Source organism: Streptomyces sp. XD-27 (assembly GCF_030553055.1).
Classification (GTDB): Bacteria; Actinomycetota; Actinomycetes; order Streptomycetales; family Streptomycetaceae; genus Streptomyces.
Genome location: NZ_CP130713.1, coordinates 6,549,379 through 6,567,128, shown reverse-complemented (window position 1 = coordinate 6,567,128; position 17,750 = coordinate 6,549,379). Strand labels below are relative to the sequence as shown.

Annotated in this window: 13 protein-coding genes and 1 pseudogene; 6 read left to right on the top strand and 8 right to left on the bottom strand. The window is 72.8% G+C overall.

The genetic code is table 11. From position 1 onward, the window contains the following. The first annotated feature begins 10 nt into the window (after positions 1 to 10). A complete protein-coding gene (idi, locus tag Q3Y56_RS28610; protein ID WP_304464675.1) occupies positions 11 to 616 on the top strand; it encodes an isopentenyl-diphosphate Delta-isomerase in 606 nt (201 codons plus the stop codon). Here the strand turns inward: idi and Q3Y56_RS28605 are convergent. Then, complete coding sequence (locus Q3Y56_RS28605; RefSeq protein ID WP_304464674.1) at positions 591 to 1,112, bottom strand: ATP-binding protein; 522 nt, start codon at positions 1,110 to 1,112, stop codon at positions 591 to 593. The two genes, idi and Q3Y56_RS28605, sit on opposite strands and share 26 nt — an antisense overlap. A 252-nt stretch (positions 1,113 to 1,364) precedes the next feature. Between Q3Y56_RS28605 and Q3Y56_RS28600 the strand changes: the two genes are divergently transcribed. The 3 genes from Q3Y56_RS28600 to Q3Y56_RS28590 all read left to right on the top strand — a co-directional run bounded on the left by Q3Y56_RS28600 (position 1,365) and on the right by Q3Y56_RS28590 (position 5,589). Further along, entirely contained in the window at positions 1,365 to 2,123 is a 759-nt protein-coding gene (locus tag Q3Y56_RS28600) for an enoyl-CoA hydratase/isomerase family protein (RefSeq protein ID WP_304464673.1), read from the top strand. 92 nt (positions 2,124 to 2,215) lie between these two features. Next, on the top strand, positions 2,216 to 3,079 hold the full coding sequence (locus tag Q3Y56_RS28595) for a hypothetical protein (RefSeq protein WP_304464672.1): 864 nt from the start codon (positions 2,216 to 2,218) through the stop codon (positions 3,077 to 3,079). Between the two features lie 122 nt (positions 3,080 to 3,201). Continuing rightward, a complete protein-coding gene (locus Q3Y56_RS28590) occupies positions 3,202 to 5,589 on the top strand; it encodes a Tex family protein (protein ID WP_304465838.1) in 2,388 nt (795 codons plus the stop codon). Between the two features lie 136 nt (positions 5,590 to 5,725). On the opposite strand, the gene Q3Y56_RS28585 is transcribed toward Q3Y56_RS28590, so the two are convergent. Then, positions 5,726 to 7,363 (bottom strand): ABC-F family ATP-binding cassette domain-containing protein, encoded by a 1,638-nt coding sequence (locus Q3Y56_RS28585; protein ID WP_304464671.1) that lies wholly within the window; start codon positions 7,361 to 7,363, stop codon positions 5,726 to 5,728. Between the two features lie 73 nt (positions 7,364 to 7,436). On the opposite strand from Q3Y56_RS28585, the gene Q3Y56_RS28580 reads away from it, so the two are divergent. Beyond that, positions 7,437 to 8,411, top strand: coding sequence for an FAD-dependent oxidoreductase (locus Q3Y56_RS28580; RefSeq protein ID WP_304464670.1), 975 nt, complete (start codon positions 7,437 to 7,439; stop codon positions 8,409 to 8,411). Positions 8,412 to 8,415: 4 nt separating this feature from the next. Here Q3Y56_RS28580 and Q3Y56_RS28575 read toward each other — a convergent pair. From Q3Y56_RS28575 to Q3Y56_RS28560, 4 genes and pseudogenes are all read right to left on the bottom strand, one after another. Continuing rightward, positions 8,416 to 10,096, bottom strand: a pseudogene (locus Q3Y56_RS28575) (BCCT family transporter). 169 nt (positions 10,097 to 10,265) lie between these two features. Then, complete coding sequence (locus Q3Y56_RS28570; RefSeq protein WP_304464669.1) at positions 10,266 to 11,582, bottom strand: M14 family metallocarboxypeptidase; 1,317 nt, start codon at positions 11,580 to 11,582, stop codon at positions 10,266 to 10,268. 293 nt (positions 11,583 to 11,875) lie between these two features. Continuing rightward, on the bottom strand, positions 11,876 to 13,843 hold the full coding sequence (locus Q3Y56_RS28565; RefSeq protein ID WP_304464668.1) for a Xaa-Pro dipeptidyl-peptidase: 1,968 nt from the start codon (positions 13,841 to 13,843) through the stop codon (positions 11,876 to 11,878). A 156-nt stretch (positions 13,844 to 13,999) separates the two neighbouring features. Next, complete coding sequence (locus Q3Y56_RS28560; RefSeq protein ID WP_304464667.1) at positions 14,000 to 14,611, bottom strand: hypothetical protein; 612 nt, start codon at positions 14,609 to 14,611, stop codon at positions 14,000 to 14,002. Between the two features lie 268 nt (positions 14,612 to 14,879). On the opposite strand from Q3Y56_RS28560, the gene Q3Y56_RS28555 reads away from it, so the two are divergent. After that, complete coding sequence (locus Q3Y56_RS28555) at positions 14,880 to 16,388, top strand: M1 family metallopeptidase (RefSeq protein WP_304464666.1); 1,509 nt, start codon at positions 14,880 to 14,882, stop codon at positions 16,386 to 16,388. 51 nt (positions 16,389 to 16,439) lie between these two features. Here the strand turns inward: Q3Y56_RS28555 and Q3Y56_RS28550 are convergent, their stop codons facing one another. Then, positions 16,440 to 17,276, bottom strand: a complete 837-nt coding sequence (locus Q3Y56_RS28550; RefSeq protein ID WP_304464665.1) for an oxygenase MpaB family protein — start codon at positions 17,274 to 17,276, stop codon at positions 16,440 to 16,442. Between the two features lie 38 nt (positions 17,277 to 17,314). Then, entirely contained in the window at positions 17,315 to 17,716 is a 402-nt protein-coding gene (locus tag Q3Y56_RS28545; RefSeq protein WP_304464664.1) for a hypothetical protein, read from the bottom strand. Positions 17,717 to 17,750 lie beyond the last annotated feature (34 nt).

Below are 17,750 nucleotides of genomic sequence, written 5' to 3'. Positions count from 1 at the left end.
AGGATGGTCAATGTCGATCACACCCACCAACGGCCGCAGCACCGGCACCTCTCCCGCCCCGGGCGGCTCCACGGACCAGATCCTGCTGGAACTGGTCGACGAGGAGGGTCGGACGATCGGCACCGCGGAGAAGCTGTCGGCCCATAGGGCACCCGGCCGCCTGCACCGCGCGTTCTCCGTCTTCCTCTTCGACGACTCGGGGCGGCTGCTGCTCCAGCGCCGGGCGCTGGGGAAGTACCACTCCCCCGGCGTCTGGTCGAACAGCTGCTGCGGGCACCCCTACCCGGACGAGCCGCCGTTCGTCGCCGCCGCCCGGCGCACCGGGGAGGAGCTCGGCGTCGCGCCCGCACTGCTGCGGGAGGCGGGAACCGTCCGCTACAACCATCCGGACCCGGCGTCGGGCCTGGTCGAGCAGGAGTACAACCACCTGTTCGCGGGTCTGGTCCGGGCGGAGCTGCGGCCGGATCCGGCCGAGATCGAGGAGACCGCGTTCGTGACCCCCGGGGAGCTGGCGCGGCTGCGCGAGACCCGTACGTTCTCGGCCTGGTTCCCGACGGTGCTGGACGCCGCCCGCCCGGTGATCCGGGAGCTCACCGGGCCCGGTGCGGGTTGGTGACCTGAGCGGGCGCCGCCGCGGCGGGCGGGGTGAACGGCAGGGCGGCCCAGACCGCCTTGCCGCCGCTCGCGGTGTGCGCGACGTCGTAGGCGCCGCCCGCCTCCGCCGTGATCGCCTGCACCAGCAGCAGGCCGCGGCCGCCGGTCTGCCCCTGATCCGCCTCCAGTGCCTTGGGCCGGTACGGGTGGTTGTCCTCCACGGCCACCCGCACCCAGTCGGGGCCGATCGAGACCTCGACGGCGATCTCCGGGGAGAGCAGGGCCGCGTGCCGGACGGCGTTGGTGACCAGCTCGGAGACGATCAGCAGCAGGCTGGGGACGAGGTCGCCGTAGGCGGGCACGCCCTGCCGCGCCAGCAGGTCGCGCACGGCGTGCCGGGCCCGCGGTACGGAGGAGTCCAGCGAGGGGGCGGTGAACCGCCACACCCCCTCGTATGCCATGCGGGCACGAGGAGCCGCCCGACCGTGGTCAGGTGGGACGTTCCCGAGGATCTCCATGACCGATACCCACCCATCGCCGCTCGACCGCTACGTCGAGTGTTGGGAATCGCGGGGCATAGTCCGGCCTACTGACCACAAGTCAGCAAGTATTGGCGGCTTTTGAGCGTGTCAGCCCCTCCAGGTCGCCCGGAGGACGGAAGTCGACCGATTACTTCCGCGTACGCCGGAGCGCACCGAAGGCTCTGGTGACCCCCTGTGATCTCACCGGCCGCTCCGGACGCTTCGGCGCCCCCGGATACGATCCGCTGCATGAAGCCCCGCCTGGAGCACGGCGTCGCCGACGGCGTCGCCACGGTCGTCATCCGCAACCCCGCCAAACGCAACGCCATGACCATCGGGATGTGGCGCGAGCTGCCCGTGCTGCTGGACCGCCTGGCCGCCGACCCGGCGGTGCGGACCCTGGTGCTCACCGGCGCCGGGGATACCTTCTGCGCCGGTGCCGACATCGGCGCGCTGACCGGCGGCGACGAGGAGTCCAAGGGGCTGGCGGTGGCCGCCGAGGAGGCGCTCGCCGCCTTCCCCAAGCCGACCCTGGCCGCGATCCGGGGCTCCTGCGTGGGCGGCGGCTGCCAGCTCGCCGCCTCGTGCGACCTGCGGTTCGCGGAGGAGGACGCCCGCTTCGGGATCACCCCGGCCAGGCTCGGCATCGTCTACGGAGCGTCCTCGACCCGGCGGCTGGTGGCGCTGGTAGGCCCGGCCACCGCCAAGTACCTGCTGTTCTCGGCCGAGTTGATCGATGCCGCGCGGGCGCTGCGCACCGGCCTGGTGGACGAGGTGCTGCCCGCGGGCGGACTGGACAAGCGCGTGGCCGAGTTCACGGCGGTGCTGGCCGCCCGGTCTCAACTGACGCAGGCGGCGGCGAAGGAGTTCGCGGCGGGCCCCGCCGAGGAGGACCGCATCGCGTACTGGACGCGGCAGGCGCGGGACAGCGGCGACCGGGCGGAGGGGGTGGCCGCGTTCCTCGAACGCCGCACGCCGCGCTTCACCTGGACGCCGCCGACGGACTGACCGCCGGGCGGTTCCAGCCAGGCATACCTACCGGTCGGTCAATCGCGGGATCCCTCTTCCGGACACCCGTACCCGCAGGTAACGTGCCGGGCATGACCACACTTCCCGCACGCGCCGGACGCCACTGCCACAACGTCGTCAACCCGCTCCACTCCGCCGTCTATTTCGCCCCCGACTACCACCGGGAGCTCACGGCGCTCGGCCTGGAGGACCGGTCCGCCTCGTACTTCGTGGGGCGCTCGGCGGCGTTCGGCAGGGTCGGCGCGGGCACCGTCGCCGCGACCTTCTTCAACTTCAAGTACGAGCTGGTCGCCCGGCACATACCCGCCGCCTGGGACGTGGTCTCCCCGCAGGCCGCGCTCGACGCCCGGCTGCGCGCCGCCGACTCCGTGCTGCGGCGGGTGCTGGGCGAGGAGGCGCTCGCCTCGAAGGAGCTGGCCGAGGCCGCCGAGCTGGCGCTGCGGGCCACCGAGGCGTGCTCGCGCGCCGCCCGCCCGCTGTACGCGGCCCACGCCGACCTGCCGGTCCCGGAGGTCCCGCACCTGGCCCTGTGGCACGCCGCCACCCTGCTGCGCGAGCACCGCGGCGACGGCCATCTGATGGCCCTGGTCGAGGCGGGTCTCGACCCCGTCGAGGCGCTGGCGAGCCACACGGCGAGCGGGCGCGGAATGTCCCCGAAGTGGATCCTCGCGACCCGCGGCTGGACGCCGCAGGAGTGGGCGGCGGCCCAGGACCGGCTGCGTGAGCGCGGGCTGCTGGACGCCGAGGGCGAACTGACGCCGGCGGGTACGGACCTGCGCAAGGCCCTGGAGGACGCGACGGACCGGCTCGACCGGGCGCCGTACGAGCACCTGGGCGCGGCGGGCACCGCGCGGCTGACGGAGCTGGCGACGGCGTTCACCACGGCGGCGTTCGCGGCGGGCGCCTTCCCGGCCGATCTCATCGGCAAGAGCTGACACACGCCGCCGCCCGGGGGCCCGTCACCGGCATGTCCGACCCGGCACCGCCGCTCCGCGCCCGCCACCTGCCACAATGCAGACCGCAGATCGGACGGGATGACAAGGAACCGAGCGTGAGCGTGACGATGTCCATCGAAGGCAGGATCGCCGAGGAACTCGGTGTACGGGAGCGGCAGGTCAAGGCCGCCGTCGAGCTGCTGGACGGCGGGTCGAGCGTGCCGTTCATCGCGCGCTACCGCAAGGAAGCGACCGAGATGCTCGACGACGCCCAGCTGCGGACCCTCGAGGAGCGGCTGCGCTATCTGCGGGAGCTGGAGGACCGGCGGTCGGCGATCCTGGACTCGGTGCGCGAGCAGGGCAAGCTCACCGAGGAGCTGGAGGCGCAGATCCGGGCCGCCGAGACCAAGGCGCGGCTGGAGGACATCTATCTGCCGTTCAAGCCGAAGCGGCGGACGAAGGCGCAGATCGCCCGCGAGGCCGGTCTCGAACCGCTCGCCGAGGGGCTGCTGGCCGACCCGTCCGTGGAGCCGCCGGCCGCCGCCGCGGCCTTCGTGGACGCGGACAAGGGCGTGGCGGACCCGCAGGCGGCCCTGGACGGGGCGCGGGCGATCCTCACCGAGCGGTTCTCGGAGGACGCCGACCTGATCGGCGAGCTGCGCGAGCGCATGTGGGGCCGGGGCCGGCTGGCCGCGAAGGTCCGGGAGGGCAAGGAGACCGAAGGCGCGAAGTTCGCCGACTACTTCGACTTCGCCGAGCCCTTCACGGAGCTGCCCTCGCACCGGGTGCTGGCAATGCTCCGCGGCGAGAAGGAGGAGGTCCTCGACCTCGTCCTGGAGCCGGAGGAGCCCTCCGCGGACAGCGGGGCCCCCGGCCCGAGCACGTACGAGGCGATGGTGGCCCGGCGGTTCGGGATCGCCGACCGCGGCCGCCCGGCCGACAAGTGGCTGGCGGACACCGTCCGCTGGGCCTGGCGCACCCGGATCCTGGTGCACCTCGGGATCGACCTGCGGCTGCGGCTGCGTACGGCGGCGGAGGACGAGGCGGTGCGGGTCTTCGCCGCCAACCTGCGGGACCTGCTGCTGGCCGCGCCGGCCGGGACCCGCGCCACGCTGGGGCTCGACCCCGGTTTCCGTACAGGCGTGAAGGTGGCCGTCGTCGACGCGACCGGCAAGGTCGTCGCCACGGACACCGTCTATCCGCACGTCCCGCAGAACAAGTGGGACGAGTCGCTGGCGACGCTGGCGCGGCTCGCCAAGGAGCACGCGGTCGAGCTCGTCGCCATCGGCAACGGCACGGCGTCGCGCGAGACCGACAAGCTGGCCGGCGAACTGATCGCCAGGCACCCGGAGTTGAAGCTCACCAAGGTGATGGTCTCCGAGGCGGGCGCCTCGGTGTACTCGGCCTCGGCGTTCGCCTCCCAGGAACTGCCCGGTCTGGACGTGTCGCTGCGCGGCGCGGTCTCCATCGCCCGGCGGCTCCAGGACCCGCTGGCCGAGCTCGTCAAGATCGACCCGAAGTCGATCGGCGTCGGCCAGTACCAGCACGACCTGTCCGAGGTGAAGCTCTCGCGCTCCCTGGACGCGGTGGTCGAGGACTGCGTGAACGGCGTCGGCGTGGACGTGAACACCGCGTCCGCGCCGCTGCTGGCGCGGGTGTCGGGCATCGGCGCCGGGCTCGCCGAGAACATCGTGGCGCACCGCGACACCAACGGCCCGTTCCGGTCGCGCAAGGCGCTCAAGGACGTGGCGCGGCTGGGCCCGAAGGCGTACGAGCAGTGCGCGGGCTTCCTGCGCATCCGCGGCGGCGACGACCCGCTGGACGCCTCCAGCGTGCACCCGGAGGCGTACCCGGTGGTGCGGTCGATGGTGAAGACGACGGGCAGCGAGGTCGCGTCGCTGATCGGCAACACGTCGGTGCTGCGGTCGCTGAAGCCGGCCGACTTCGTGGACGAGAAGTTCGGTCTGCCGACGGTGACGGACATCCTGCGCGAGCTGGAGAAGCCGGGCCGGGACCCGCGGCCCGCGTTCAAGACCGCCACGTTCAAGGAGGGCGTCGAGAAGCTCGGCGACCTGGCCTCGGGCATGGTCCTCGAAGGGGTCGTCACCAACGTGGCGGCGTTCGGCGCGTTCGTGGACATCGGCGTCCACCAGGACGGTCTGGTGCACGTCTCGGCGATGTCGAAGACGTTCGTGAAGGACCCGCGCGACGTGGTCAAGCCGGGCGACATCGTGAAGGTGAAGGTCCTGGACGTCGACATCCCGCGGAAGCGGATCTCGCTGACGCTGCGGCTGGACGACGACGCGCCGTCCGCCGGCGGAGGCGGGGGCCGCGACCGGGACCGCGGCGAGCGCGCGGACCGCGGCGGCCGCGGCGGCGGCGCGAAGCGCGGCGCCCCGCAGCAGCGGCGCGGCAACGGCCGCGAGGGGCGCGGCGGCGGTGGCGGCCGGGACGCGGCTCCGGTGAACGGGGCGATGGCGGACGCGCTGCGGCGGGCGGGCCTGCTGTAGCCCTCGCGGGGCGCCTCTTCCCCTCCCCGCCCCTTCCCTCAACTGGGGCTCCGCCCCAGACCCCGGTCCTCAAGCGCCGGACGGGCTGGAAAATCCAGCCCGTCCGGCGCTTGAGGACAACGCCCGCCGCGAGGCGTCAGTCCTCCGTGACGCGGCCCTCCGACACCCGCAGCCGCCGCGTCGTGTGCACCGCCTCCAGCATCCGGCGGTCGTGCGTCACCAACAGCAACGTGCCCGGGTACGACGCCAACGCCGACTCCAACTGCTCGATCGCCGGCAGGTCCAGGTGGTTCGTCGGCTCGTCCAGCACGAGGAGATTGACGCCGCGGGCCTGGAGGAGCGCCAGCGCCGCGCGGGTGCGTTCGCCGGGCGACAGCGTCGCGGCCGACCGCAGCACGTGGTCGGCCTTGAGGCCGAACTTCGCGAGCAGGGTGCGGACGTCGGCGGGCGCGAGCTCCGGTACGGCCGCGCCGAACGCCTCCAGCAGCGACTCGCCGCCGAAGAACAGCGCACGGGCCTGGTCGACCTCGCCGACCACCACGCCGGACCCGAGGGACGCGGCGCCCCGGTCCAGCGGGAGCCGTCCGAGCAGGGCCGCCAGCAGCGTGGACTTGCCGGAGCCGTTGGCCCCCGTGATCGCGACGCGGTCGGCCCAGTCGATCTGCAGGTCGACCGGGCCGAAGCGGAAGTCCCCGCGGCGCACCTCGGCGCCGCGCAGGGTCGCCACCACCGCGCCCGAGCGGGGCGCGGCGGCGATCTCCATCCGCAGCTCCCACTCCTTGCGCGGCTCCTCGACGGCCTCCAGCCGCTCGATCAGCCGGTCGGTCTGGCGGGCCTTGGCGGCCTGCTTCTCGGTGGCCTCGACGCGGGCGTTCCGGCCGATCTTGTCGTTGTCGCTCGCCTTGCGCCGGGCGTTCTTGACGCCCTTCTCCATCCAGGCGCGCTGGGTGCGGGCCCGCAGCTCCAGGTTGGCGCGGGTGTCCGCGTACTCCTCGTACCGTTCGCGCGCGTGCCGCCGGGCCGTCTCGCGCTCCTCCAGGTACGCGGTGTAGCCGCCGCCGAACAGGGTCACCTGCTGCTGCGCGAGGTCGAGTTCGAGGACCTTGTGGACGGTGCGGGCCAGGAACTCGCGGTCGTGGCTGACCAGGACGGTGCCCGCGCGCAGCCCGGTGACGAACTCCTCCAGCCGCCGCAGGCCGTCCAGGTCCAGGTCGTTGGTGGGCTCGTCCAGCAGGAAGACGTCGTAGCGGCTGAGCAGGAGGGAGGCCAGCGAGGCGCGGGCCGCCTGGCCGCCGGAGAGCTCGGTCATGGCCCGGTCCAGGCCGATGCCGAGGCCGAGGGAGGCCGCGACCTCCTCGGCGCGCTCGTCGAGATCGGCGGCGCCCAGCGACAGCCAGCGCTCCAGCGCGACGGCGTACGCGTCGTCGGCGCCGGGCGCGCCGTCGGCGAGCGCCTGGGTGGTGGCGTCCAGCTCGGCCTGTGCGGCGGCGACACCGGTGCGCCGGGCCAGGAAGGCGCGTACGGTCTCTCCGGGCCGCCGGTCGGGCTCCTGCGGCAGATGGCCGACGGTCGCGTGCGGCGGGCTGAGGGCGACGGCCCCCTGCTCGGGGTCGGCCAGCCCCGCGAACATGCGCAGCAGGGTCGACTTGCCCGCGCCGTTCGCGCCGACCAGGCCGATGACCTCGCCGGGGGCGACGACCAGGTCCAGGCCGGAGAACAGGGTGCGGTCGCCGTGGCCGGCGGCGAGATCCTTGGCGACGAGAGTTGCAGTCATCAGGCCGTCGATCCTAGTTGCTTCCCTTCCCCGCCCCTCCCGATTTTCCGCTCCGGGTCACTACCCTCCGGGCATGGCGAGTGACGTGATCGTTGTCGGAGGCGGGGTCATCGGGCTGACCACCGCCGTGGTGCTGGCCGAGGGCTCGGCGGGCCGGGTGCGGGTGACGGTGTGGAGCCGCGACGCGGCGCCCGAGACCACCTCGGCGGTGGCCGGTGGGCTGTGGTGGCCGTACCGCGTCGAGCCGCGGGAGCAGGTCGGCGCGTGGGCGCTGGAGACCCTGCGGGCGCTGACGGAGCTCGCGGGGACCGCGCCGGAGGCGGGCGTACGGATGGTCGCGGGCACCCAGGCCGGGATCACCGTGGCGGACCTGGGGCCGTGGGCGGCCCAGGTGCCGGGGCTGCGTCCGGCGGCCGGTCCCGGCGAGCTGCCGGGAGGCGTCGCGTCCGGGCTGCGGGCCCGGGTGCCGCTGGTCGACATGCCCGCGTACCTGGCGTATCTGCGCGACCGGCTCCAGGCGGCGGGCGGCTCGGTCGTGCGGCGCGGCATCGCGTCCCTGGACGAGGCGGGGGACGCCGCACCGCTGGTGGTGAACTGCACGGGCCTCGGGGCCCGGGAGCTGGTCGGCGACGCCGACGTGCGTCCGGTGCAGGGCCAGTTGGTGGTCGTGGAGAACCCGGGCGTCGAGGAGTGGTTCGTGGCCGCCGACCCCGCCTCCGCCGACACGGTGTACGCGCTGCCGCAGCCGTACGGACTGGTGCTGGGCGGCACGGCGCGGGAGGGCGTCTGGGACACCGCGCCCGACCCGGCGACGGCCGAGGCCATCGTGGCCCGCTGCGCCCGCGTCCATCCCGCGCTGGCCGATGCCCGCGTCCTGGCCCACCGGGTGGGGCTGCGGCCCGCGCGCTCCCGGGTGCGCCTGGAGGGGGAACGGCTGCCCGGCGGGGCGTGGTGCGTCCACAACTACGGGCACGGCGGGGCCGGCGTGACCGTGTCCTGGGGCTGCGCCCGCGAGGCGGCGGCGCTTGCCGCCCGCCGGCTGCCCTGACGGCTCAGCCGCCGGGGGGCGCATGGTGGGCTTGCCCGGTCTCCTTGTCGGCGGCGCTCGCGGGGCCGATGCGGATCTCGAAGTCGCCGGAGTACTTCCGGTGCCCGGCGACGACCGCCATGTTCACGGCCTCCTCGCCCATCTCGCCCCGCACGATCAGCGGGTCCTGCCGCAGGTCCCGCACGAGGGCGACGCACATCGCCACCATCACCACGGCGAACGGCGCCGCCGCGATGATCGTCAGGTTCTGCAGGCCGGTCAGGGCGTCGCCCCCGCCGCCGCCGATCAGCAGCATGACGGCCGCGACCGCGCCGGTGACCACGCCCCAGAAGACGACGACGGGCCGGCTCGGTTCCATGGAGCCCTGCTGGGACAGGGAACCCATCACGATGGAGGCGGCGTCCGCGCCGGAGACGAAGAAGATGCCGACGAGCATCATCACCAGCACGCTCGTCACCGTGGTGATGGGGTACTCCGCCAGGACGCTGAACAGCTCCGTGTCCGGCACGATGTCACCGGTGAGATCGCCGCCCTCCCGGAGTTTGATCGCCGAGCCGCCGAAGATCGAGAACCAGACCAGGCTGACCGTGCTGGGCACCAGGATGACCCCGCCGATGAACTGCCGGATGGTGCGCCCGCGGCTGATGCGGGCGATGAACATGCCGACGAACGGCGTCCAGGAGATCCACCACGCCCAGTAGAAGACGGTCCAGTTGCCCAGCCACTCGGCGACCCGCGGGCCGCTGGAGGCCTCGGTGCGGCCGACCAGTTGCGGCAGGTCGCCGAAGTAGGCGCCGAGGGTGGTGGGCAGCAGGTCGAGGATGACGACGGTGGGCCCGACGACGAAGACGAAGACGGCCAGCAGCAGCGCCAGCACCATGTTGGTGTTGGACAGCCACTGGATGCCCTTCTCCACGCCCGAGACGGCGGACGCGACGAACGCGATGGTGAGGACCGCGATCACGACCACCAGCAGCCCGGTCCCGACGTTGTCCAGCCAGTCCAGCTCCTCCATGCCGCTGCCGATCTGCAGGGCGCCCAGGCCCAGCGAGGCGGCCGAGCCGAAGAGGGTGGCGAAGATGGCGAGGATGTCGATGACCTGCCCGACCCAGCCGTGGGCGCGCTTCTCCCCCAGCAGCGGGGTGAAGACCGCGCTGATGGTCTGGCGGCGGCCGCGCCGGAAGCTGCCGTACGCGATGGCGAGCCCCACGACGGCGTAGATCGCCCACGGGTGGAGCGCCCAGTGGAACAGCGTGGTGGCCATCGCCTCCTCGGTCCGCTCGGCGGCGTCCGCGGGCGGGTGCCGGGCGGCGGGTCCACGAAGTGCGCCAGCGGCTCGCTCACCCCGTAGAACATCAGGCCGATGCCCATGCCCGCGCTGAACATCATCGCGACCCACGACACCGTGCGGAACTCGGGCTCCTCGCCCGCCTTGCCGAGCGTGATCCGGCCGTACCGGCTGACGGCCAGCCACAGCGCGAAGACCACGAACCCGGTGGCGGCCAGCATGAAGGCCCAGCCGCCGTTGTGGATCAGCTCGGACAGTATGTCGCTGGAGACGTCCTTGAGCTCGTCGGTGGCGATGGCCCCCAGAGGACGAACGCGAGGGTGAGCGCGGCGGTGACACCGAACACCACGCGGTCGGTCCGGGGGGCATGCGTCCGGTGCGGGCTGCCGGGCAGCATGTCCGCGATGATCGGGTGTTCGTCAGGGGGTCCGCTGCTGTCGTCCCCCGCGGGCGAGTGGGTCTCCGGCACACGACGGCCTTTCGCTGAGGTGACGCCGAATCAGTTCCGGCTGCTCAGTACCCCCTACCACACGGCGTACGGCCCGGCGGCCAGGCGCGGCCGCAGGTCAGCAGCCGGTTACGGGCTGGCCTGCCGTCAGGTGATGGCCGGCGCGGCCGTCGAGGAGCAGCGGAACCAGCGCGCGCAGCGGCTGCCGCAGCGGCACCAGGAAACCGCCGCCGTCCCGGCGCGCCGTGACCCCGTGCAGCGCCAGCTCGTCCCGCACGGACGCGTACTGCGCGGCGTCCAGCCGGTACCCGCACGGCGGATCGGCGAGCACCTGCTCCTCGGTCGCCGGGTCGTTGTCCGCGCCACCGAGGTAGACCGGGCCGGTGTCGGCGTAGCCCGCCAGCCGGGCGCGCGCCGTGGCTTCCCGGATACGGTTCCGACGCTCGTCGGCGAAGGCGAGCAGCCCGTCCAGGGCGGCCTGCTGGGAGCCCACCCGGCGCCGGTTGTTGACGGCGGGGTCGGTCTGCTCGGCCTCGGTGAGGGCGTCGACGCGGGTCTCCACCAGCAGCCCGACGGCGTGCTTGACCCCTGCGGTGTTCCGCAGGATGCGCTCCTGCCCGTCGCCCGCGACCTGCTTGACGGGGTCGCCGGTCTCCGGGTCGGTCCAGATGCCGTAGGTGCCGGTGCTGTGACCCGAGCGTTGGGCGGCCGGCCGGACGTAGGACTCGGAGAGCGTGTGCGCCTCGTCGTGCACCCGGTCGGCGGTGTTGAGGTTGCGCGGCCACAGGGTCAGCAGGTCCTTGACGTAGTACGGGGCGGTGGCGCCGTACTCGTGCAGGTCGTAGACGGTGTCGGGGCGGTGGTCACGGAGCACGCCCGCGATGGCCCGCGCCTCCGTCGTACGCAGCGCGATGTGGTCGCGGTTGATGTCGACGCCGTCGGCGTTCTCCCGGGTGTCGGCGGCGCGGCCGTCGGGGTTGGCGGTCGGGATCACCAGGACGCCCGTCCGCGCCAGGAAGCGGCGCGTCGGCTCGTCCGTGGCGTAGGCCAGGTCGCGGACGGTGGTCAGGCAGGCCTCGCGGCCGGACGGCTCGTCACCGTGCTGGGAGCAGACGAGCAGCACGGTGTTGCCGTGGGCGCGCTGGGCGCCGTTGGCGCCGTGGGCCGGGGCGCCGATCCGTACGAGCTGGAGGGGGCGGCCCTGTCCGGTGGTGCCGATGCGGTCGACGTCGACCAGGTCGCTCGCCTCGTCGACGTCGGCGAGGAACGCCTGCTCCTCGGGCTGGGTGGTCCAGCGGGCGCCGTGGCTGGTCTCGAACCCGGTACGGGGCGGCGGTACGTCGGCCCGCGCGGGCGCGGTGAGGGCCGACGCGGTCAGTAACGCGCCGATCGCCGCGCAGAGGGCGGCGCGGCGGAGGTGTGTGCGTGCGGGCACGGGTGCTTCTCCTTGTCTGCGGGTGCCGGCTGCGGGCTGCTCGCAGCCGGGGCGGTGGGCTTTGTCCCCGATCCCGCCCTTCCCGAACCGGGGCTCCGCCGCGGGCCCGGACGTCCGCTGGGCCCCACGCCAGCAGCGCAGAGGTGCCCCTCAAGCACCGGACGGGCTGATTTCAGCCCGTCTGGGGGTACCTCCCGGACGAAGTCCGGGGGAGCTTGAGGACCGGGGTCTGGGCGGAGCCCCAGTTTCGGGAAGGTGGGGGTCCCCCACGCCCCCAGGGCGTAGGGGGAGGGTCAGTGGAGAAGTACCGACCGGCGCGGCACGCCCACGCCCTTCAGCGGGCCGTCGGCCGCCGGCAGCGAGGAGCCCGCGAGGACCGGCGCGCCGCCGACCAGCGGCAGGTCGGCCGACGTACGCGTGAGGTCGATCGTCAGGCGCGGCGTGGAGGCCGGTGGCTCGATCAGCCCCGCGTCCGTACCGCCGATGATCAGCGCGAGCCGGTGTCCGGCCGGCACGACATGGTCGGTGGCGGCCAGGTCGAGCGTGATGGTGTATGGCGTACCGGGCGTCAGCGGGCCGCCGTGGCCCTCGTCGGCGTGGTTGCCCAGGTCGGCCCAGCCGCGGCTGACGACGGTGTAGTCGACGTTCGCCGTGTCGGCCTCGGTCGCCTTGAAGCAGGCGCTGTCACCGGTGGTGGAGCTGCCCCAGCAGGTGCGGTCGGTGCGGGTGCGGATGCCCTCCCCGTCCGCCGTGTAGTCGCGGATGGTGTCCGGGCCGAGGTCGACCAGGACCGCGGTCAGGTGGGCGCTGGACGTGGACGGGGTGGCCGTGACGGTGACCCGGCTCGATCCGGACAGCCGCAGGTCCTCCTTCAGCACCGGGGTGCTGAATCCGGCCTTGTCCGGGGTGGCGGTGTCGATCCGCTTGGCCCAGTCCGCCTCGCTGTGCGCCGGGTCGTCGGTGAAGACGGCGCTGCTGCCGGGCGCGGCCGGGTCGGTGCCGAGGTCGCCGACGCCCGCGGCCGTGCCGGGCCTCGGGTGCAGGGTGGTGGTCTTGATCCCCTCCGCGGGCCAGACCTTGTCGGTGGACCACCGGTCGGGGGCGCGCTCGATGTCGGCCATGGGCTCCCGCTCGATGCCGTTGTCGACGCCGAGCAGGTAGTGGTCGAACCAGCGGTGCAGGGTGCGGACCCACTCCGCGCGGCGGAAGTCGAACGGGTCGACGTGACCGGTCTGGGAGAGCCAGATCTTGCGCTCCACCCCGGCGTCGGCGAGCCCGTCCCACCACTGCCCGAGGTGCTTCATCCGCACGTTGAGGTCCTGCATGCCGTGGACGGCGAAGACGCTGGCGCGCACCTTGCTCACGTTCGCGGTGTAGTCGCGGGCGGTCCACAGCGGGGTCCAGTCGCCGGTGCGCGGGGCGCCTTCGACGAGCTTCTGCTGCACGGCGCCGCAGCGGGCGCGGGCCTCGGGGCTCTCGACGGCGTCGGACAGCCCGTCGGGGCCGCCGTCGTAGAGCGGGGCGCCCTTGGCGAAGTAGTAGTCGTACCAGGAGCTGATGGCGCCGATGGGCACGATGGTCTTCAGGCCCTTGACGCCGGTGGCGGCCACGCCGTTGGCGACGGTGCCGTCGTAGCTCTTGCCGATCATGCCGGTGGCGCCGTTGGACCAGCTCGCGGTGGTGGTGCGGGTGCCGGTGCGGGTGGTGTAGGCGCGGGCTCTGCCGTTCAGCCAGTCGACGACGGCCTTGGCGGACTGGATGTCGGAGGCGCCGCCGATGTCGACGCAGCCGTCGGAGCGGTTGGTTCCGGCGAGGTCGACCAGGACGGTGGCGTAGCCGCGCGGGACGAAGTAGTTGTCGTAGAAGAGCGGGAACTGGACGGGCTTGCCGTTCGCGTCGTAGGTCTTCTTCTGGCTCTCGTTGCCGCGCCCGCAGCAGGAGTAATAGGGGCTGGCGTCCATGATCACGGGTATCCGGCGGCCCTGCTGGGCCGGTTCGCGCGGCCGCACGATGTCGACGGCGACCCGGTCGGTCCTGCCGTCGCCGTCGCCGTCGAGCCTGGTGTCGACCCAGACGGATTCGCGTATCGCGTCCTTGTAGGAGTACACGGGTCGGCTCTCCCGCGGCGCGTGGTGCCCGGCGGGATCGGCCTGCGCGGCCGGCGAGCCGAGGACTGAGGTGAACACGGCCAGCAACGCGGCGATCGCCGCCGCGAGCAAGGTGGCATGGGGGGTGCGGGGTTTCCGCCTACGTAGCAGCACGGCCGGACGTTAGCGCGAGTCAACTCGTCAGCAGAAGGGGGCTGTCGGCAAATGAGATGCCCCCGCCGGGGAAGTCGGCAGGGGCCGGAGTGGCCGGTCGCGGACCGCGAATCCCGGAGAGTGAAGGGTCAGTGGCGAAGGACCGGTGGCGAACGGTCAGTTCGCGAGAGCGGTGCGTTCGACGTGGGCGAGCTTGACGGTCGCGATGTCCGCCACCTCGTTGTCGTCTTCCATGCTGTAGGAGCTGAGCTCCTCGGTGTCGGCTTCCGACTTTCCGGGCTTGAGGTGTCCGACGAGAATGTACGTCTGGCCTATGTAGTCGCCGTCCTTGTCGAAGGCGTTGATGATCGCGGTGTAGTTGGCGGGTCCGTCGCCCTTGTTGGTGACCTTGTAGATGAACTCGTAGGTGTCGTCGTCGGAGTCGTCCTCGCTGTCGCAGTCGTTGTAGGTGTACTCGTCGTAGTCGTCGCAGTCCTCGTCTTCGGTGTCGTCGCCGGTCACCTGCTTTCCGCCGCTGATCTCGACGTGGCTCATGAGGTCTTCGTCGTCGGCGAGGACGTACCAGCCGATCCCCGCTCCGCCCGCGAGGGCGACGGCGGCGGCGAGGGCGATCAGGCGGGTACGGCGCGAGCCCGGCAGGCGGCCGGGCGGCTTGCCCGAGGGGTCGGGAGCCGGGTGCCCGGACACCGCGGGGACGGGGACGGAGACGGTGGGCGACCAGGCGGGGACGGGTGGCTGCTGGCCAGGGGCAGGGGTGTTCTCGTCCAAGGGAGGAGTCGTTCCTTTCGTAGGGCGAGTGCGATGAGCGGATGAGAAGAGGGGGAGGCGCGGGTCACACTACGGGGAGTCGCACCGGCAGGTCTCGCGAATCGTCAAGCGCGGGGAACTGCACGCGGGACGGCGGCTGATGCCGGTTGATGTCGAATGATGTCGACACGATGTCGAACACATGACAGCCTCGCCCCGTGGACACCATGGCTCCCAGTGAGTACATAGAGTCCCGAGTGATCGTTCTCCCCTACGAGTTGGAGGACTCGTGCGTCACAGACTCATCGTCCCGACGGCGGCCGCGGCCAGCCTGCTGCTGGTGATCCCGGCGTCCGCGGCCGAGCCGGGCCCGGGTGCACCGGGCATCGGGGACTCCTACTACCCCACCTACGGGAACGGCGGTTACGACGTCTCCCACTACAACCTGAGGCTGAAGTACCAGCCGAAGACCGACCGGTTGGAGGGCACCGCGACGATCCTGGCCTCCGCCACGCAGGATCTGACGCGTTTCAACCTGGACTTCGCGCTCGATGTGAGCTCGGTGCTGGTGGGCGGCAAGAAGGCGGACTTCAAGGCGACCGGCAGCCACGAGCTGGAGATCACCCCCGCCGCCCAGTTGGACAAGGGCAAGCCGTTCACCGTGGTCGTCCGCTACAGCGGGACGCCGTCCGCCGTGCAGGTCGACGGGTTCACCGCGTGGCTGCGCACGCCGGACGGCGGCGTGGCGGCGGGCGAGCCGGAGTCGGCCGCCTGGTGGTTCCCGAGCAACGACCACCCGCTGGACAAGGCCACGTACGACGTCTCGGTCCTGGTTCCCGAGGGCACCCAGGCGATCAGCAACGGCACCTTGCAGTCGACCTCTCCGCAGGCGGGCGGCTGGACCCGGTACAACTGGCGGGCCGCCAAGCCGCAGGCCACCTACCTGGCGACGCTCGCGGTGGGCAAGTTCGACATCACCACCGACACCACCGCCAACGGGCTGCCCGTCATCAACGCCTACAGCAAGGACCTCGGCGAGAACGCGGGCGCGGCGCGGGCCAGCGTCGAGCGGACGGGTGAGATCGCCGACTGGCTGAGCGAGGTGTTCGGCCCGTATCCGTTCACCGCGCTGGGCGGCTATGTGCCGAACGTGCCGACCGGCTTTGCGCTGGAGACCCAGACCCGGGTCTTCTACAGCCCGAAGGGGTTCAGCAACGGCGCCAACGCCTCCCTCGTCGTCCACGAGCTGGCCCACCAGTGGTACGGCGACAGCGTCTCCGTGAAGGACTGGCGCGACATCTGGGTCAACGAGGGCTTCGCCCGCTACGCCCAGTGGCTGTGGTCGGAGAAGGAGGGCGAGGGCACCGCGCAGGAGCTGGCGGACTTCGCGTACGCCAAGTACGGGGCCGACGATCCGTTCTGGAAGGTCAAGCCGGGCGACCCGGGCCCGGACAACCAGTTCCACATCGCCGTGTACGACCGGGGCGCGATCGCGCTGCAGGCGCTGCGCAACGAGATAGGCGACAAGGCCTTCTTCCCGCTGCTCAAGGAGTGGCCGACGGCGAACCGGTACGGCAACGCCTCGGTCCAGGACTTCGTGACGTTCGCCGAGAAGGCGACCGGCAAGGAGCTCTCGGCGCTCTTCGACACCTGGCTGTTCACCCCGTCCAAGCCGGCCGCGCCCACCGCCCGGAAGGCGGCCATCGGCGCGAAGAGCAAGCCCGCGGCGCCGAAGTCGTGGCAGAAGATCCAGGCCACGAACACGGTGCACGACCACGAGGACGAGCACGGGCACTGAGCCCCGGGCCCTCGGCCTTGAGCCCGCCCGCGACCGGCTGCCGTCCGCCGGTCACGGGCGGGCTCCGGCGCGCCGCCGTACGTTCCACCACGCCAGGGCGCGCGCGTGCGCGATCCGCAGGGGCGGCGGCACCACCGCCATGCCCACCCGGACCGCCCGCGCGAACCGCCGCAGCGTCCGCTCCTGGCGCGGCGTCCAGGCCAGCCCGAAGCGCTCGCGCAGCGGGGCGGGCAGCATCCCGGCGGTGACCAGCAGCGTGCCGCGGCCCAGAGCGTCGGCCACCGGTCGCCACAGCGCGGCGGGGACCCACCGCACGGGCGGCTTCGCGGGGTGCCGCAGGACGTCCAGCAGGTCCTGGACGGAGGCGTTCGGCTCCAGTCGCCGCGCCACCATGTCGTCGTAGTACGCGCGGAACGCGGCCCAGTCGGCCGGCATGTCCCGCTCCGCCAGCCCCCACAGCCGCCCGACGCCCCGCATCTCGCGGTAGTACGCCTCCGTCAGCGCCGGTCCGAAGGGCCTGCCGAAGCGCTCGTGGGCCTCGACCGCTCCCATGACGAGGGTGGCGTGCACCCAGTGGTACGCCTCGGGGTCGAGCGCGCGGTAGGGCCGCCCGCGGGCGTCGGTGCCGGTGAAGCGCGCGTGCAGCGCGCGCAACCGCGCCGTCTCGGCCTCGGCGGCCCGCTCCCCTCCGTAGATCACCGTGTTCAGCGACAGCAGGGTCTCCCACAGCCGCCGCCAGGACTGGGTCCGGAACGCCGAGTAATCCTCCACCCCCGCTCCGACGACGGGGTGGGCGACCTGCAGCACCAGCAGTTGCGGGGCGACGAGCATGCAGCGAAGATCCCCGAAGTAGCGCCATACGGGCCCGGTGGGCGTGTGGTACCCCATGGCCGCATTGTCGCGCCTCCCGCCCGCCGTGCGGTTCCTCAGGCGGTGTCCCGGCGCGCCTGCCATCGGCTGAAGCCCGCCTGCGGCGTGTGGAGGGTGACGGTGCCCCCGCCGAGCATCTCGGCCTTCTGACGGAGCCGGTCCACGACCGCCGGGCTCGGCCGTCCGTAGACGTCGATGGCTCTCATGCGGATCAGCGCGGCGAACGCGCGGAACCTCGGGCCGCCGAGCTCCAGGTGGAGCTCCATCGACGCCGAGTCGGGATGGACGGCCACCACGGTCATCGTGGCCTCCGACTCGTCGATGAAGAAGTGATACGCGATCAGCCGCGGCTCGCGCGACTCGACGAACGCGGCCAGGTCGCGCATCCCGTTCCTGACCTCCGCGAGCCTGCCCTCGCGAATGTCCGAGCGGTCGACGTAGTAGAGGGGTTCCGCCATGTCGACCGAGGCTATCGCCGGCGGCCCGCTGCGG

Coding starts and splice junctions, on each gene's coding strand:
- Q3Y56_RS28600 (WP_304464673.1), top strand. CDS start 1,365: ATGAAGCCCCGCCTGGAGCACGGCGTCGCCGACGGCGTCGCCACGGTC.
- Q3Y56_RS28545 (WP_304464664.1), bottom strand. CDS start 17,716: ATGGCGGAACCCCTCTACTACGTCGACCGCTCGGACATTCGCGAGGGC.
- Q3Y56_RS28580 (WP_304464670.1), top strand. CDS start 7,437: ATGGCGAGTGACGTGATCGTTGTCGGAGGCGGGGTCATCGGGCTGACC.
- Q3Y56_RS28585 (WP_304464671.1), bottom strand. CDS start 7,363: ATGACTGCAACTCTCGTCGCCAAGGATCTCGCCGCCGGCCACGGCGAC.
- idi (WP_304464675.1), top strand. CDS start 11: ATGTCGATCACACCCACCAACGGCCGCAGCACCGGCACCTCTCCCGCC.
- Q3Y56_RS28595 (WP_304464672.1), top strand. CDS start 2,216: ATGACCACACTTCCCGCACGCGCCGGACGCCACTGCCACAACGTCGTC.
- Q3Y56_RS28605 (WP_304464674.1), bottom strand. CDS start 1,112: ATGGAGATCCTCGGGAACGTCCCACCTGACCACGGTCGGGCGGCTCCT.
- Q3Y56_RS28550 (WP_304464665.1), bottom strand. CDS start 17,276: ATGGGGTACCACACGCCCACCGGGCCCGTATGGCGCTACTTCGGGGAT.